This window comes from Pseudarthrobacter sp. Y6 (assembly GCF_050156205.1).
Taxonomy (GTDB): Bacteria; Actinomycetota; Actinomycetes; order Actinomycetales; family Micrococcaceae; genus Arthrobacter.
This window is the reverse complement of the sequence record NZ_CP189574.1, coordinates 385,112-400,109: the sequence shown is the minus strand read 5'-3', so window position 1 is coordinate 400,109 and position 14,998 is coordinate 385,112. Positions and strand designations below refer to the sequence as shown.

Here is a 14,998-nt window from a genome sequence, read left to right as displayed (position 1 = left end):
TCTGAAGCCCGGCCCGGGTAGCTTGCCGGAAGGCGACGAAGACCCGTCCACGGGATTGGGACGCGGCTGACCGCACCCGCCACAACAGATCCGGGTCAGCTGCCGGGCCACTCGCCGCGTTCCTGCAGGACCTGCTTGAGCAGATCCGCGCGGTCCGTCACGATCCCGTCCACGCCCAGGTCGAGCAACCGGTGCATCTCGGCGGGGTGGTTGATGGTCCACACATGGACCATCAGGCCCAGGGCGTGCGCCCGCCGCACATAGGCAGGCGTCACCACCCGGATCGCCCCGTAGCGGACCGGAACCTGCAGGGCCTGGACATCCCGCAATGGGCCTCGCAGCACAAAGCGCAGCCAGGTGGCCGGAAGCACCGGGCCCAGCAGGACAAAAAGCGCGTTCGTCACCATCCCTGCCGACGACGCCACCGGACGGCTCAGCAGGTTCAGCACCGCCCGGCGGCGGCGGTCTGAAAAACTGGCCACGAGGACCCGGTCATGCGCGCCGTGCCGTTCGATGCCGGCGGCCAGGCTTTGCACGGAGTTCCAGTCTTTGACGTCCAGATTCAGCCTGGCAGCCGGGAAGGCCGTCAACAGGTCATCGAACAGCGGCACGGGCTCGCGCCCGCAGATCCGCGCGGTGGAAACCTCGGCGGCGGTCAGCTCGGAAATCCGGCCACGGCCATCGGTGACCCGATCCAGTGTGTCGTCGTGGAAGAGCAGCAGCACGCCGTCGGAAGTGGTGTGCACATCCGTCTCGAGGTACACATAGCCAAGTTCGGCGGCGGCCCGGAACGCGGCCATCGAGTTCTCCAGCCCCTCCCGGGAGAATCCGCGGTGGGCCATGGCGATGGGACGCGAGGGACGCGCAGCACCGCCGGAAGCATCGAAAAACGGCTCAGTCACGCTTGTGAGCGTACCGGAGCCGCTGGGCTATGCGTCCTGCGGCACAATCTCCACGCCGTCACTGCAGTGCAGGAGCGTGCGGCCATGGCCGGCGTCGAGATCCACCCACACAGCGGTATGGTCCCACGTGATGGCGTCCACGAACCCGCCGGTTTCGTATCCCGGGGCGAGGCGGACGCGCACGCGGTCTCCCTCTTTCAGTGCCTTCCAGTGCGCGGCGGGTTCTGCTGGGCGCAGCGGTGCGTTGGCCGCCCTCTGGTTGCCGTTCCTTGCCATGACTCCCCCTCAAGCTGCGGATGGTTATCCACCGCCCACGTTAGGGGGCAAACGTGAACGCAAGGTGAGCGGAAGCTGTGAATTCCGGCTACGGGAGCCGGGATCAGGACAGCCTTACCCCCAACGCCGCGAGCCTGGCCTCCAGAACCTGGGCCACGCCGTCGTCGTCAAAGTGGGGTGCCTGCTGCCCGGCGGCGCTGATGGCGTCCGGATGGCCGCTGGCCATGGCGTACCCGTGGCCTGCCCAACGCAGCATCTCGACGTCGTTGGGCATGTCCCCGAACGCCACGACGTCGGCCGCGTCGATCGAGAGGGTTTTGGCGTATTCCGCCAGGGTGACTGCTTTGTTGACGCCGGGGAGGGACAGTTCCAGCATCGCCACGGTCGGCGCGGAGTGCGTCGCGGACGCGAGATGGGCGACGGCGGGCCGCACGGCTGCCAGGAAGTCGTCCGCGGTGCCATCCCTGACAATCGCCAGGAACTTCACGACGGCGTCGTCCGGGGTCAGCGTTTCGGCCAGCGGGGCGGGGGTAAATTCGGCCAGCAGCTCGCTGGAACCGTTCTCGATGAAACCGGGCTCAAGGTGGAATCCGGTCAGCGTTTCCGCGGCGAAGAGCGCGGCGGGGCGCAGTTCCTTGATGATCCGCCGCAGTTCCAGCACCGCATCGATGCCCAGCGTCCGGGCGGAAACCAGCCGGTCCGCTTCGAGGTCCCACACCACGGCGCCGTTGGAACAGATGACCGTGCCGGTGTGGCCCAGCTGTTCCTCCAGCGGGTGGAGCCAGCGCGGCGGGCGGCCGGTGACAAAAACGAGTTCGATCCCGGCGTCCCGGCATGCGTGGAAGGCACGGACGGTGCGCTCGCTGATCTTTCCGTCGTGCCCAAGAATCGTTCCGTCAATGTCACTTGCTACCAGCCGCATCCTGCCAGTCTACGTGGGCGTGGAGTTTCCCGGGCCGTGCCGCTTCCTCCCTGACCGCTGGCCCCTTGGAGTCGCGCGGCGACGTTTTTTGACGCCGCGCGACGTTCTGTTGAGCCTGCGCGTCGTCGGCCGCCACCCGCATCGTGGCCGGCCAGACTTCCACTCCGAAGCGTCCGCTCGGCCTGAAAATCGGTATCGTAGACGGCATTCTGGCCCTGGGCCACAGCTTCCGCGACGCCGACGGCCGGCAGCTCTACGGCAGCGGCAGGGCCCTGGGCCGGATCCACACCATCCACCGGACCTCACTCCCCGAGCTGGCCGACACCGAACTCATCGTTGCCAGCGACGTCCACAACCCGCTGCTCGGCCCCAACGGTGCCTCCGCCCGTGACGTGTGGGTAAACGCCCGAATCCGGTGTAGCTGAGAGACAATGACGGTATGAGCTCAGAAGAACCGCTGCCACGTGCCGTTGTCCCGCCGACACCGGATTCCCAGCCCACGGTCCAGAAGCCCCCGGGTCAGCGCGCCGAGCCTGCCGCGCGTCCTCCCGCCGGTGCCGCTCCCGCCCGTGTCACCCGGGCCGCGGTCATCTGGAGTGCCGTGGCGGTCAGCCTCGCGGTGCTGGTGCTGCTGATCATCTTCTTTATCCAGAACCAGGACATGGTGGCTGTTAAGTTCCTTGGCTGGGAGGGCCGGCTTGCGCAGGGCGTGGCCTTCTTCATTGCAGCCGTCGGCGGCGGCATCCTTGTGGCGATCGCCGGCGGCGCCCGCATCCTGCAGCTGCGCCACAGTGAACGACGGCGGCGCAAAGTCACCGACGGCTAGCAACCCCGCCCGCGCTACTCCGCCGGAACCGCGTTCAGTTCGCCACGCGTGGGCGGGTTGGCGCCCGGGCGGGAAACAGTGACGGCCGCCGCGCGGGCAGCGTGGGCCAGGAGCTCAGCCAGACCCTCGGCCGGAAGCTGGCGCAGGTCCTTCCGGTTCTGCGCGCCGTCAAGGCCCCGGTCCACGATCCCCGAAAGCAGCGCGGCCATAAAGGAATCACCGGCACCCACGGTGTCGGCCACTTCCACGCGAGGCGCGTCAATCGCAGCTTCACCTGCGGCCGTAATCCCCCACGGACCGGCCGCGCCCCGCGTGACCACCACCAGGGACGGCCCCTCGGAACCGCCCAACGACAGCCAGCGGCGCGCTGATTCCAGCACGTCCACGCCCGGGTACAGCCACTCCAGGTCCTCGTCGGAGGCCTTAACCACGTCTGAGAGAGTGACAAATTTCTCCGCCTGCCGCCGCGCATAATCCACGTCGGAAATGATGCTGGGCCGGCAGTTGGGATCGAAACTGATCGTCGCGGCGGGGTGGGCGTGCTCGACGGCGGCGAGCACCGCTGCTGCGCCCGGCGCCAGCATCGTGGCGATGGAGCCGGTGTGCAGCAGGGTGGTTCCCTGCAGCATAAAGGCGAGGCGGTCCGCCAGGGCGGGAAGCTCCCAAGCGAGATCGAACGTGTAGGTGGCGGCGCCGTCGTCGTCAACTACGGCGGTGGCCACGCTGGTAGGCAGCTCGTCGGGGCCCAGCGGCAGCATGACGGAGCTGGAGCGCAGGTGCGCCGCCACTGAATCCCCGTAGGCGTCGCGGCCATAGCGGCCGATGAACTGCACGGGATGGTCGAGACGGGCCAGCCCTACCGCGACGTTAAGGGGGCTGCCGCCTACGTGGGCTTCGATTCCGGAGGCGCGCTGGACAACGTCAACAAGGCCTTCGCCGATAACTGTGAGCATGGTCATACTCTGCCAGACAAACGCCCGGCCCACACAGGCGTATTACACGTCCCCTACCATGGAGATATGACATCCCATGTCCTCCAGCCAATGACGGCTGCCATGTCGAACGCGTCCTCGCGGTCCGGGGCACCGGCGGCTACCGGCAATACAGGGTCCCCACCCTCGCCGTCTCACGGCAGGGCACCCTGCTGGCCGCCTACTACGGCCGCCCCAACCTCGATGACCTGCCGAGCCCGATCGACCTGCTGCTCCGCCGGAGCACGAACAACGGCCGGACCTGGGGCGCGCAGCAGGTGGTGCGGAAAGGCGGCGGCCTCAATGGCTACGGCGATCCGAGCCTCCTGGTGGACGTGGAGTCCGGCCGGATCTTTATGTTCCACGCAGCCGGAACGCGCGCCGGGTTCTTCGAAGATGCTGACGAAGACGGTCATCGAGACGGCCCTGGACGAGGAGATGACCGAGCATCTCGGCTATGGAAAGCACGAGACCGCGGCCAAGGACACCGCCAACTCGCGAAACGGCACCCGGGTCAAAACGGTCCTCACGGAAACAACCGGACCCGTCGAGATCGAGGTGCCGCGGGACCGGGACGGCACGTTCACGCCCGTGATCCTCGCGAAGCGCCAGCGCCGCCTGACCGGCGTCGATGAGATGGTCCTCTCGCCCTATGCCAAAGGTTTGACCACCGGGGAGATCAGCGCGCACTTCGCCGAGATCTACGGGGCGTCTGTCTCAAAGGAGACGGTCTCGCGGATCACCGACAGGGTGCTCGAGGAGATGGCCGCCTGGCAGAACCGTCCGCTGGACGAGGTCTACGCCGCGATCTTCATCGACGCCATCGAAGGTCAAGATCCGGGACGGGCAAGTCGCCAACCGGCCCATCTACGCCGCCATCGGCGTCACCTTGGACGGGGAGAAAGATATCCTCGGGCTCTGGGCCGGGACCGGCGGTGAAGGCGCGAAGTTCTGGATGAGCGTGCTCACCGACATCAAGAACCGCGGCGTGAAGGACAGCTTCTTCCTGGTCTGCGACCGGCTCAAGGGCCTGCCCGAGGTCGTGGCGAACGTGTGGCCTCTGACGACCGTGCAGACGTGCATTATCCACTTGATCCGGAACACCTTCCGGCTGGCCTCGAAGAAGGACTGGGACGCCCTCAAACGGGATCGTGTTGCCCATTTACACCGCCCCGAACGCCGCCGCGGCCAGGGCAGCGTTCGAGGAGCTCAGGGAGCGCTGGGGCAAGAAATACGGGGGGATCGTGCGGCTCTGGGAGAATGCATGGGAGGAGTTCATCCACTTCCTGAACTATGACGTGGAAATCCGGCGGGTCATCTGCTCCACGAACGCCATCGAATCCTTGAACGCGAGGTACCGGCGCGCCGTCGAGGCACGGGGTCATTTCCCGACCGAGCAGGCTGCGCTAACGTGCCTTCATCTGGTCACCCGGTCCCTCGATCCGACCGGTGCCGGCAAGACCCGATGGGCCGTGCGTTGGAAGCCAGCTTTGAACGCCTTCGCCATCACTTTCAGCGACCGATTCCCGGCAGCTGAAAACTACTAAATGAAAATGCCGGATACACCGTTAATGAGATAGTCCCTGCCTGCAGTCCAGATACCTTCTACTGCCGCGACGAGGCGGTGCGGCACTGTTTTCGAACTCGCCCAGCATCGCCGTAGGCATCAACCAAGACTGATCGGAGCCCGTCTGGGTCCGACGTTTCTGAATGGACATAGAACGAAGGCTTCGGCCCGATATTGTCTGCCCTGCGGTAGTAGATCAGCACTCCCTGGCTTTTGCGGAAAACTCGAAGCTTGAGACGGCCGTTCGGGCAGGTAAAGGAGGTGTCATCCTGGACAACGTACTCGGGTCCCTCATCTGCCAATGACGCGACTACCGGCAGCAGCTTTTCGAGACTACCCACGCGCGCTTCGATTTCGATGTCCGTTGGCATGATTCCACTAGACCTTGCCGTGATCGACGGGCGGGTATCCCGAGCTGCCCGTAAGCCGGTCCGCTCAGCGAACCTTTACCGGGCGGTAAAGGTAAAGAATGTCACAGGGGACGCCGCGGCTCCCTGTGCCCGGTAGAAGTCGAGAGCGTGCTTGTCTTCGTTGTCGGCTGGCACAAATACCTCGCCGAAGCCTGCTGACGCTGCGGCTTCGCGTAGTTCGAGAACCAGCCTGCTTCCAACGCCCTGCCTCTGGTGATCCTGGCGCACTGCAAGGTCATAGATGAATACCTCTGACGATGGGGATCGCGTCATTGGCAGAATGTGGGCGGTGATGCCGCCAACAATGTCGTCACCGGCGAATGCGGCGATGGCCCAAAACGAATCTCGATCGAGAAGCCAAACAAGATAGTCGTCGGAGAGCGGCTCGGCATCCTCTGCGAATACAGCAGCCATCATCGCGAACATGTCACGCGCCGCTGTCAGATCGCCTCGGACGAGCCGCTTTGTCCAGAAAGTAGTCACTTTGCAATCGTGGCATGCCCGATCCGCACGAACAATGCCGTCCGCAACAGCAACTTGGGCTCGAATCACCACTCTGGATTAGGTCCGTCACGGGAACGATCTTCGGGAATCTGCGAGACTTGCCCGATGATTACCGAACACGCGTTGCTTCCCGTTATTTCTGGCCAGGAAGAAGATTTTGAGGCAGCGTTCGATCGGGCTCGTTTGATTATTGCGTCGATGCCTGGCTTTGTCTCGTTGTCGCTCTCGCGTTCGATCGAAACTCCCTGCACCTACTTGCTGCTCGTGCAGTGGGACAGTTTGGAGGACCACACCGTTGGTTTCAGGGGATCCCCTCAGTATCAGCAGTGGCGGGAGCTACTGCACAGGTTCTACGAGCCGTTTCCCCTGGTCGAACACTACAAGCTCGTGAACTCTGCTCCCCAATAGAGAGCCCTTAGGCTGCCCGGCGGCCGTCGCCCCGGAAGGGGAACCTTCACCGAAACACCCCGCCATCTCGAAAGACGACCTTGAGCGGGACATCACTGATCCCCCGTTGACCGGTTGTGGCTGGCAGGGCAGGCTGTGGAGGACATCCATGGTACGGGATCAAGTACCTACGCACCTCGGCCGCCGTCGCGGCGCTGCTCGGGTTCGCCCTTGCCTGGTGCCAGCCGGCAGCCGGGCCGTTGACGGTGGGACCGACCGCGACGGTGCCAAGCCCGTCGTCGTCCGAGCTCGCGGCCATCGTCCAGGCTGCCGTCGAGGATCGCAACGGCACAGTTCTCGACGTTCCCACCGCCCCGCGCCTCGCCAACGGGCAGACGACGGCGGCCTACCGGGCCAAGCGCGAGCGGGACCTCCCAGTGGTGGCCCGGTCGAAGACCGGATTCAAATCAACCGGGTTCTGGTATACGTCCTTTTCGACGACGGTGATGGTGGAGTCAATCGACGTGACCGGTTCGGAGATGACCGAGGAATACCTCAGCTCGAAGACAAATGGGCCGCGCAGCGTCCCGGCGGGCTACTCGTTGCCGCAGACCGCGACGTTCCGGGCATCCGCGGACGGCTGGCAGCTAGGGCGTGTCTCCTAATAGTGCGCTCCAGATGATGACGGTGTGCAGAACGGCCGCTGAGCGGTAGGTGAGGGCCAGTTTGTCGTAGCGGGTGGCCAGGGAGCGCCATTGCTTGAGGGTGTTGAAACTGCGTTCGACGACATTGCGGCGCTTGTAAGCGTCCTTGTCGTAGGTGACGGGCCGGCCGCCGGAGGAGCCCTTGCGTTTCCGGTTGGCTTTCTGGTCTTCCTTTTCTGGGATGACGCATTCAATGCCCCGCCCGCGCAGGTAGCTCCGGATCGCTTTGGATGAGTAGGCTTTGTCAGCCATGGCCCGGTCCGGGCGGCCGCGCGGGCCGTCCGGGACCTTCCCGTTCGACTTTCAGGGCATCCATGAGGTTTTCAAACATGGGCGAGTCCCCGCCCTGACCGGGCCCCAGGAGCAGGACCAAGGGGCGCATGTTGCCGTCAACCAGGGCATGGATCTTGGTTGTCAGGCCGCCGCGGGAGCGTCCGATGGCATGATCATCCGGCTCATCAAGCAGATTCCTGTAATTCGAGAGGTCCCCCTGTGTGGCGGGGAAGGTTCGTGCCGTGCTGGTGGGCACGGTTCACCGTGGAGTCCACTGACACCTCCCAGTTGATCAGCCCTTGCGCGTCGGCACGGGTCAACAACGCAGCCAGTACCCTGTCCCAGATCCCGCTGGCGCTGTTGCGGCGGTGGTGCTTCCATACGGTCTTCCACGACCCGAAATGGGAAGGGAGATCCCGCCATGGAATACCTGCCCGGTAGCGGTAAATGATGCCCTCTGTCATCAACCGGTGGTCATTGAACGGCCGCCCCGGTTTCCCCGAGGAATCAGGCATCAACGGGGCAATGAACTCCCACTGGGCATCGGACAACAAGGCATAACGCGAACTCACCACTCAATTTTGCCAACAAGCCACCCCCAGCATTAGGAGACACGCCCTAGATAGCATCGCCCCTTCCGTGCACGGTGGCGGCTTGCCGATGTCCGTCCTCGAGGGCTGAGAACTGTCCGTCACAGGATCCCTCACCGAACAGGGACGCCAGGGTGGTTCAATGCGCGCCACGAAACTGCCGCCGTCGGGTAGGTTGTTCGCATGAACACCGCTGCCGAGTATTTCCGGGCCAAACTCCGATTCGAGATCGACATCATGGATGTTGCCGAGGCCTATCGCGGAGACGCCTTCGTGCTGGTCGACACCCGGCGGCGGGCCTCCTGGGAACACGGCCATGTGCCGGGTGCCGTCCATCTGCCGACCGCGGAGATCCCGGCGCGGGCGCCGGAAATGATCCCGGCCGGCAGCAAAGTGGTGGTTTACTCTTGGGGCCCTGGCTGCAACGGCAGCGCTGTTGCTGCATTAGCTTTCGCCGAGCTTGGTTACGAGGTGCGGGAGATGCTCGGGGGCATTGAGTATTGGGCCAGGAACGGCCTGCCCGTGGAAACCGCAGACGGCGTCAGGTCCGGGGCCGCAGACAGCCTGGTAACGGCGCACCAGCCCGCCGCCCCGGAACTGCCGCCGTCGACGTCGTAGCGAGTTCCGGAGGACCTACGCGGTAACCGCCAGCGCGTCGATTTCGACCAGCATCACTTCGTGCGGCAGGTCAACAAAAACGGTGGTGCGGCTGGGAAGTGCTCCGCTGGGGACGTTTTCGCGGATGAATTCACCGTAGACATCGTTCATGGCCGCGAAGTCGTCGCGGGTGGTGAGGTACACGCGGAACATCAACACGTCCTCCACAAACGAGCCGCCGGCTTCCAGGATGGCCTTGACGTTCTCGAGGGTGCGGCGGGTCTGGACGCGGACGTCGCCTTCGCCGATGTACTGGTTGGTGGCCGGATCCATGGGGCCCTGGCCGGACACCTGGAAGAGGCCGCCCTTCTTGATCCCCTGGGAGAAGACGTGGGCGGGGGCGGGCGCGTTTTCGGTCAGTACAACTGTTTTGTCGCTCATGGTGTGGTCCTTTCGTGGCTGATCCAGCCGAGGTCACGCGAAATGGCCTCGGTGCTGGCTTTGAGGTCGGGCAGCAGCTCCAGCAGTCCTTCATAGCTGAGCATCACCACCGGTACCGAACAGGAGGCTGCGGCCACGACGGCGCCGCTGGCGTCGCGGATGGGTGCCGCGACGCAATGCACGAAGGCTTCGTGCTCGGTGTTGTCGTGGGCCCAGCCCTGGATCCTGACCTGCTCCAGTTCGGCCAGCAGGGCCTCCGGTGAGGTCAGGGTATTGTCGGTAACTTTTATGTAGTCCAGTCCCGCCGCGATGCGCTCCTGCTGGCTGCGCGGCATGTCAGCAAGGAGGACCTTGGACACGGCGGCCGAGTGCAGCGACGCGGTCAGGCCGATTCGCGAGTACATCCGGACAGGGTGGTGGGACTCGAACTTGTCGATGTACACCACTTCGTTGCCCTCGAACGCCGCCAGGTGCACAGTGTGTCCGGTGCGGCCGTTCAGTTCGGCCAGATGGGGGTGGGCCACCTTGCGGATGTCCCGCTGCTCAAGGGCCAGCGAGGATAGTTCGAAGAGTTTGGAGCCAAGCTGGAACCGCTGGTTCTCATCGCGGACCACGAAGCGTTTCTCCTCCATGGTGTGCAGGAGGCGCATCACGGTGGTTTTGTGCACGGACGCTTTCGAGGCGAGCTCGTCCAGGGTGGCCGGCCTGGCGGCGAGTTCCGCCAGCAGGTCCATGGCCCGCATCAGGCTCTGGCTCATGGTGCCACGCTCCGCTTCCGGGTGCTGAAGTTGCCGCCCGAGACGTGTATGGCGGCCCACTGGGCATCGGTCGAGTCCAGGATGGCGGCGAGCTCCCCGGCGTCGGGGAGGGGGCCGCGGTCGCCGTGGACCGTGAGGGTGCAGGCGGCGGCCACGTGGCCCCGGCGCAGGCTGGCCTTCTGGTCCAGGCCGAACCGCCTGCCGCTGAGGTAGCCCGCGGCAAATGAATCGCCGGCTCCGACGGGTTCGAGCACGTCCACGGACAGGGCGGCAACTTCCTCCCGGCTGCCGTCGCGGAGCAGGGCGATGGCGCTGGCGGCTTCGTTCTTGACCACCAGCACGGACGGGTCCGGGAGCAGGCGGCGGAGCTCGGCCTCATCGGTGGTGCCGAAGGCGTGTTCCGCCTCGTCCTTGCCCACCAGCACCACGTCGGCAAGATTCGCCAGCCGCCGCAGCACGGAGCGGTCCTGGCCCGCCCAGAGGGCAGCGCGCCAGTTGACGTCGAAACTGATGAGCCGGCCCTGCCTCGGGGCGGCCAAGATGGCCTCCGTCAGCTCCCGGCAGCCCTCAGACAGGGCGGCCGTGATGCCGCTGAGGTGGATGAGCGCCGCGTGCTCCAGGAGACGTGCGACGGCAGGGTTGGCCAGCGTGGCCGGGCCCATGGCTGAGGCGGCAGAACCCTGCCGGTAGTACAGGACTGAACTGCCGCCGTCGGTGTCCGATTCCTGGGCCGGGACCTTCACGTACAGGCCGGTGGGCAGCTGGGGGTCAACCTCGACGCCGGTGACGCCCACGCCGTGGCCGCGGAGCTCATCGAGGATCCGGGTGCCGAAACCGTCCCGGCCCACCCTGCCCACCCAGTGGGACTCCAATCCCATGGCTGCCAGGCCCATGGCCACGTTGGATTCCGCACCGCCCACGCCGAAATGTAGCGAGGTGGCCTGGTGCAAGGGCACGGGCTGGTCGGGGGTGAGCATTGCCATCGTCTCGCCAATACACACAGCTGAAAGCATGTGAATCCTGAACTCCCTCTTGCGCTTTTCAGCGGCACTCGGCACGCCGCGGAACTAGCCGTCCGGCGGCGGATGGGGTCCCTTCCCGGTAGGCACCGGCCTTGACTCCCCGTCCGGCACCATGTTAGACATATCACCAACAGCTTTGCAACACGCGTTGCAAAATACGCAACGCAATCGAAGAATGCTCCCCCGAAGGGACCCAACTCTGTGAATACCTCCCTCTCCGGCGGCCACGCCGAAGCCCCGATCGCTGCGGACGCCGTTGCCAGGCTGAACGCAGTCGGGCTTGATTGGCGACACAAGGCCGTGCCCGCCACCGCTGCCGGACTCACCGCCGGTGACTTTCTCGGGACCGCCCCGCGCCTGGCCGATTTCCAGACCCCGCTGCTCACCCTCGACGCCGGTGCCCTGCGAGGCAATGCCGACCGCCTGGCCTCGTGGTGCGGCGAACACGGCGTGCTGCTCGCCCCGCACGGAAAGACCACCATGGCCCCGCAGCTGTGGGCCGAACAGCTCAGCCGCGGCGCGTGGGGCATCACCGTGGCCACCTTCGCCCAGCTCCGGGTGGCCCGCGAATTCGGCGTCCGCAGGCTGCAGCTGGCCAACAGCCTCACCGACCCGCACGCCATCGAATGGGTGGCCGGAACCGCCTCGGCGGAGATGCCCATCCTGTCGTGGGTGGACTCCACCGGCACCGTGGACGTCATCGACCGTACCCTCGAGGCCATCGGCAGCACCGCAGTCCTGGACGTCCTGGTTGAACTTGGCGGCACCGGCGGACGCACCGGAGCCCGCGGCGTTGACGCCGTCCTGGACGTGGCCCGGGCCGTCTCAGCGTCCGGGCACCTGAGGCTCGTTGGCGTGAGCGGCTACGAGGGTTCCCTGGCGCATGCCGCCGACGCGGACAGCCTGGCCGCTGTGCGGGCGTACCTCGGCTCGATGAAGGAGCTCCACGGGAAGCTTCTGTCCGAGGGCCTCTACGGCGCGGATACCAGCATCATCATCACCGCCGGCGGCAGCGCCTACTTCGATGATGTTGTTGATGTGCTGGCGTCCTGCATCACGGCAGGCACCGCGGAGGGCGGACCCGCCGTCGAGCTTATGATCCGCAGCGGCGCGTACATCATCCACGACGACGGGTTCTACCGCGGAATCTCGCCCTTTTCCCGCGACGGCGGCACCCCGTTTGCCGCCGGCATGCACGGCTGGGCGCGCGTGGTGTCCCAGCCCGAGCCCGGCCTGGCCATCCTCGACGCCGGCAAGCGGGACCTCCCGGTGGACAAAGGACTGCCGCGTCCGCAGCTGATCGGCTCCGCCCTGGGCGGCCCGATGACGCCGCTCACCGGCGCCCAGATCACCGCCGTCAACGACCAGCACAGCTATATGGCGTTCGACGCCGGCACCACCACGGTGCGCCCGGGGGACGTGGTGCGGCTGGGGCTCTCCCACCCGTGCACGGCCTTCGACAAGTGGACGCTCATTCCCGTGCTGGCGGATACGGACCGGGACCAGACCGTCGTGGATCTCATCCACACCTTTTTCTAGGAGCCGCCGGATGAAAACACTCATCAGCAACGCCGTGCTGGTGGACGGCACCGGCGGGCCCCGCCGGCCGGCGGACGTTCTCCTGGACGGCACCCTCATTGCGCAGGTGGCCCCCGCCGGACATCTCACGGCCGACGGCACCGGCGCCGGACGGACCATCGACGCCACAGGCCTGGTCCTCAGCCCCGGGTTCATCGACATGCACGCCCACTCGGACCTGCAGCTGCTCGTTAGTCCGGACCACTACGCCAAACTCAGCCAGGGCGTCACCACCGAACTGCTGGGCCAAGACGGCCTGTCCTACGCCCCCGTGGACGACGCCACCCTGGCCGGGGTCCGGGAGAAGATCGCCGGCTGGAATGACAACCCCGCCGACTTCGACTTCTCCTGGCGGACCGTGGGCGAGTACCTGGCCCGGCTGGACACCGTCCACGACGGCGGCCGGATCGCCACCAACGCCGCGTACCTGGTGCCGCAGGGCACGGTCCGGGCCATGGTGATGGGCTTCGCCGAGGGTATTGCGACGCCGGAGCAGCTGGAGCAGATGCAGGCGGTCATCCGGACGTCCATGGAGGAGGGCGCGGTGGGCATGTCCTCCGGCCTGACCTACACGCCCGGAATGTACGCCAGCACCGAGGAACTCGCGGAACTCTGCCGGACGGTGGGGGAGCTGGGCGGCTTCTACGCACCGCACCACCGCTCCTACGGCAAGGGCGCGCTGGCGGCCTACGCGGAGATGATCGGGCTGAGCCGCAGCACCGGCTGCGCCCTGCATCTCTCCCACGCCACCATGAACTTTGCCGAGAACAAGGGACGGGCCGGCGAACTGCTGGACCTCATTGATGAAGCGCTCGACGGCGGCGTGGACATCACGCTGGACACCTACCCCTACCTGCCCGGCGCCACCACACTCTCGGCAATCCTGCCCAGCTGGGCCTCCTCCGGCGGAACCGAGGCAACGCTGGAGCGGCTCAGCGACCCCGCCACCGCGGAACGGATCCGCGAAAGCGTGGAAATCTACGGTTCGGACGGCTGCCACGGCGTGGTGGCCGAGTGGGAAACGCTGGAAATCAGCGGTGTGCAGAACCCGGCGCTCGCCGCGCTCGTTGGCAAGACCGTCGCCGGCATCGCCGCCGAAACCGGGGAACCGCCCTTTGACGTCTTCGTCCGGATCCTGCGCGAGGACCGTCTGGGAACGGGCATCCTGCAGCATGTGGGCCACGAGGAGAACGTGCAGACCATCATGAAGCACCGCAGCCACACCGGCGGCAGCGACGGCATCCTGGTGGGCGCCAAGCCGCACCCCCGCTCCTGGGGTACCTTCAGCCGCTATCTGGGCCACTACTGCCGCGAACTGGGCCTGCTCACGCTCGAAGAGACCGTCCACCACCTCACCGGCCGCCCTGCAGCCCGGCTGAAGCTGCACCGGCGCGGACTTGTCCGCGAAGGCTACGCAGCAGACCTGGTGCTGTTTGACCCGGACACCGTCCGCGATGAAGCCACTTTCGACAACCCCCGCCAGGCATCCGCCGGCATCCACTTTGTGTTCGTCAACGGCACGGCAGCGATCGACGGCGGGCAGCCCACCGGCGCCCGCTCCGGCCGCGCCCTCCGCCGGCAGCGTGACGGACGCACCCGAATAGGAAGCACCGAAACCCATGACTCCTGAAGATTTCATCCGGCAGCTCGAAGCCGACCGCACCCTCGCGGTGGTGCGGGCGCCCTCCATCCCCGACGCCGCGGAACTCTGCAAGGCACTGGCCGACGGCGGTATCCGCACAGTGGAGCTGACCTTCACCACCCCGGACGTGCTCCGGCACGCCAAGCGGGCGGCGGAGACCGCCGCACAGCACGGTGCCGCCGTCGGAATCGGAACAGTGCTGACCGGCGACCAGGCCCGCGCGGCAATCGACGCCGGCGCGCAGTTCCTGGTGACTCCCGGCCTGCGGCCGGATGTCGCAGCGGTTGCCACGGCGGCGGGCATTCCGTTCAGCCTCGGCGCCATGACCCCCACCGAGGTGGCGAAGGCACTTGATCTGGGGTCCCAAGTGGTCAAGATCTTCCCCGCCAGGCAGCTCGGACCGGCCTACATCAAGGACCTCCAGGGTCCTTACCCCGGAATCCGGCTTCTTCCCTCCGGTGGCATCGATGCCGCCAACGCCAAGAGCTATCTCGACGCCGGCGCCATGGCCGTCTGTTGCGGAACCAGCGTTGTTCCCCCGGCAGCGGTGGCAGCCGGCGATTGGGCCGACATTTCGGCCCGGGCCGCCGCCTTCACCGGCATCCTTAACTGATCCCTCCCAGAAAGA

18 protein-coding genes and 2 pseudogenes are annotated in these 14,998 nt (G+C 66.3%); 9 read left to right on the top strand and 11 right to left on the bottom strand.

Features of this window, described 5'->3' with window-relative positions; all coding sequences use genetic code 11:
* Positions 1 to 95 precede the first annotated feature (95 nt).
* The 3 genes from ACQCSW_RS01915 to ACQCSW_RS01905 all read right to left on the bottom strand — a co-directional run bounded on the left by ACQCSW_RS01915 (position 96) and on the right by ACQCSW_RS01905 (position 2,100).
* Positions 96 to 902, bottom strand: a complete 807-nt coding sequence (locus ACQCSW_RS01915) for a glycerophosphodiester phosphodiesterase (RefSeq protein WP_426989261.1) — start codon at positions 900 to 902, stop codon at positions 96 to 98.
* 27 nt (positions 903 to 929) lie between these two features.
* Positions 930 to 1,178, bottom strand: coding sequence for a hypothetical protein (locus ACQCSW_RS01910; RefSeq protein ID WP_426989260.1), 249 nt, complete (start codon positions 1,176 to 1,178; stop codon positions 930 to 932).
* 103 nt (positions 1,179 to 1,281) lie between these two features.
* Positions 1,282 to 2,100, bottom strand: a complete 819-nt coding sequence (locus tag ACQCSW_RS01905; protein WP_426989259.1) for an HAD family hydrolase — start codon at positions 2,098 to 2,100, stop codon at positions 1,282 to 1,284.
* Between the two features lie 143 nt (positions 2,101 to 2,243).
* On the opposite strand from ACQCSW_RS01905, the gene ACQCSW_RS01900 reads away from it, so the two are divergent.
* Positions 2,244 to 2,525: a glycerate kinase gene (locus tag ACQCSW_RS01900; protein ID WP_426989258.1), complete on the top strand. Its 282-nt coding sequence runs from the start codon at positions 2,244 to 2,246 to the stop codon at positions 2,523 to 2,525.
* 14 nt (positions 2,526 to 2,539) lie between these two features.
* Positions 2,540 to 2,926 carry a LapA family protein gene (locus ACQCSW_RS01895; RefSeq protein ID WP_426989257.1) on the top strand — a complete coding sequence of 129 codons (387 nt, stop codon included), beginning with the start codon at positions 2,540 to 2,542 and terminating at the stop codon, positions 2,924 to 2,926.
* 14 nt (positions 2,927 to 2,940) lie between these two features.
* Here the strand turns inward: ACQCSW_RS01895 and ACQCSW_RS01890 are convergent, their stop codons facing one another.
* Together ACQCSW_RS01890 and ACQCSW_RS01885 are read right to left on the bottom strand one after the other, a co-directional pair.
* Positions 2,941 to 3,879, bottom strand: a complete 939-nt coding sequence (locus ACQCSW_RS01890) for a PfkB family carbohydrate kinase (protein WP_426989256.1) — start codon at positions 3,877 to 3,879, stop codon at positions 2,941 to 2,943.
* Positions 3,880 to 4,052: 173 nt separating this feature from the next.
* Positions 4,053 to 4,313 (bottom strand): hypothetical protein, encoded by a 261-nt coding sequence (locus tag ACQCSW_RS01885; RefSeq protein ID WP_426990749.1) that lies wholly within the window; start codon positions 4,311 to 4,313, stop codon positions 4,053 to 4,055.
* Between ACQCSW_RS01885 and ACQCSW_RS01880 the strand changes: the two are divergent.
* Positions 4,282 to 5,444, top strand: a pseudogene (locus ACQCSW_RS01880) (IS256 family transposase); the annotation flags it as partial. The gene ACQCSW_RS01885 and the pseudogene ACQCSW_RS01880 overlap by 32 nt on opposite strands.
* 58 nt (positions 5,445 to 5,502) lie before the next feature.
* Here the strand turns inward: ACQCSW_RS01880 and ACQCSW_RS01875 are convergent.
* Both ACQCSW_RS01875 and ACQCSW_RS01870 read right to left on the bottom strand, forming a co-directional pair.
* Entirely contained in the window at positions 5,503 to 5,835 is a 333-nt protein-coding gene (locus ACQCSW_RS01875) for a class IV adenylate cyclase (protein ID WP_426989255.1), read from the bottom strand.
* A gap of 75 nt (positions 5,836 to 5,910) precedes the next feature.
* Entirely contained in the window at positions 5,911 to 6,357 is a 447-nt protein-coding gene (locus tag ACQCSW_RS01870) for a GNAT family N-acetyltransferase (RefSeq protein WP_426989254.1), read from the bottom strand.
* Positions 6,358 to 6,483: 126 nt separating this feature from the next.
* Here ACQCSW_RS01870 and ACQCSW_RS01865 point away from each other — a divergent pair, with 126 nt between their 5' ends.
* Together ACQCSW_RS01865 and ACQCSW_RS01860 are read left to right on the top strand one after the other, a co-directional pair.
* On the top strand, positions 6,484 to 6,786 hold the full coding sequence (locus tag ACQCSW_RS01865; protein WP_426989253.1) for an antibiotic biosynthesis monooxygenase family protein: 303 nt from the start codon (positions 6,484 to 6,486) through the stop codon (positions 6,784 to 6,786).
* Between the two features lie 116 nt (positions 6,787 to 6,902).
* Complete coding sequence (locus ACQCSW_RS01860) at positions 6,903 to 7,430, top strand: hypothetical protein (RefSeq protein WP_426989252.1); 528 nt, start codon at positions 6,903 to 6,905, stop codon at positions 7,428 to 7,430.
* Here the strand turns inward: ACQCSW_RS01860 and ACQCSW_RS01855 are convergent.
* Positions 7,413 to 8,257: pseudogene (locus ACQCSW_RS01855) on the bottom strand (IS5 family transposase). The gene ACQCSW_RS01860 and the pseudogene ACQCSW_RS01855 overlap by 18 nt on opposite strands.
* A gap of 258 nt (positions 8,258 to 8,515) precedes the next feature.
* Here ACQCSW_RS01855 and ACQCSW_RS01850 point away from each other — a divergent pair.
* Complete coding sequence (locus ACQCSW_RS01850; RefSeq protein ID WP_426989251.1) at positions 8,516 to 8,950, top strand: rhodanese-like domain-containing protein; 435 nt, start codon at positions 8,516 to 8,518, stop codon at positions 8,948 to 8,950.
* A 15-nt stretch (positions 8,951 to 8,965) separates the two neighbouring features.
* Here the strand turns inward: ACQCSW_RS01850 and ACQCSW_RS01845 are convergent, their stop codons facing one another.
* From ACQCSW_RS01845 to ACQCSW_RS01835, 3 genes are read right to left on the bottom strand one after another with little or no spacing between them, the layout of a single operon-like run.
* A complete protein-coding gene (locus tag ACQCSW_RS01845) occupies positions 8,966 to 9,370 on the bottom strand; it encodes a RidA family protein (RefSeq protein WP_426989250.1) in 405 nt (134 codons plus the stop codon).
* A complete protein-coding gene (locus ACQCSW_RS01840; protein WP_426989249.1) occupies positions 9,367 to 10,128 on the bottom strand; it encodes an IclR family transcriptional regulator in 762 nt (253 codons plus the stop codon). Before ACQCSW_RS01840 ends, ACQCSW_RS01845 begins: the two co-directional genes overlap by 4 nt.
* Positions 10,125 to 11,141 (bottom strand): sugar kinase, encoded by a 1,017-nt coding sequence (locus tag ACQCSW_RS01835; protein ID WP_426989248.1) that lies wholly within the window; start codon positions 11,139 to 11,141, stop codon positions 10,125 to 10,127. The genes ACQCSW_RS01840 and ACQCSW_RS01835 overlap by 4 nt, the downstream gene beginning before the upstream one ends.
* Before the next feature lie 210 nt (positions 11,142 to 11,351).
* Between ACQCSW_RS01835 and ACQCSW_RS01830 the strand changes: the two genes are divergently transcribed.
* The 3 genes from ACQCSW_RS01830 to ACQCSW_RS01820 are packed head-to-tail and all read left to right on the top strand — an operon-like array spanning position 11,352 to position 14,983.
* Complete coding sequence (locus ACQCSW_RS01830; RefSeq protein WP_426989247.1) at positions 11,352 to 12,689, top strand: amino acid deaminase; 1,338 nt, start codon at positions 11,352 to 11,354, stop codon at positions 12,687 to 12,689.
* Positions 12,690 to 12,699: 10 nt separating this feature from the next.
* Entirely contained in the window at positions 12,700 to 14,358 is a 1,659-nt protein-coding gene (locus tag ACQCSW_RS01825) for an N-acyl-D-amino-acid deacylase family protein (RefSeq protein ID WP_426989246.1), read from the top strand.
* Positions 14,348 to 14,983 (top strand): bifunctional 4-hydroxy-2-oxoglutarate aldolase/2-dehydro-3-deoxy-phosphogluconate aldolase, encoded by a 636-nt coding sequence (locus tag ACQCSW_RS01820; RefSeq protein WP_426989245.1) that lies wholly within the window; start codon positions 14,348 to 14,350, stop codon positions 14,981 to 14,983. The genes ACQCSW_RS01825 and ACQCSW_RS01820 overlap by 11 nt, the downstream gene beginning before the upstream one ends.
* Positions 14,984 to 14,998 lie beyond the last annotated feature (15 nt).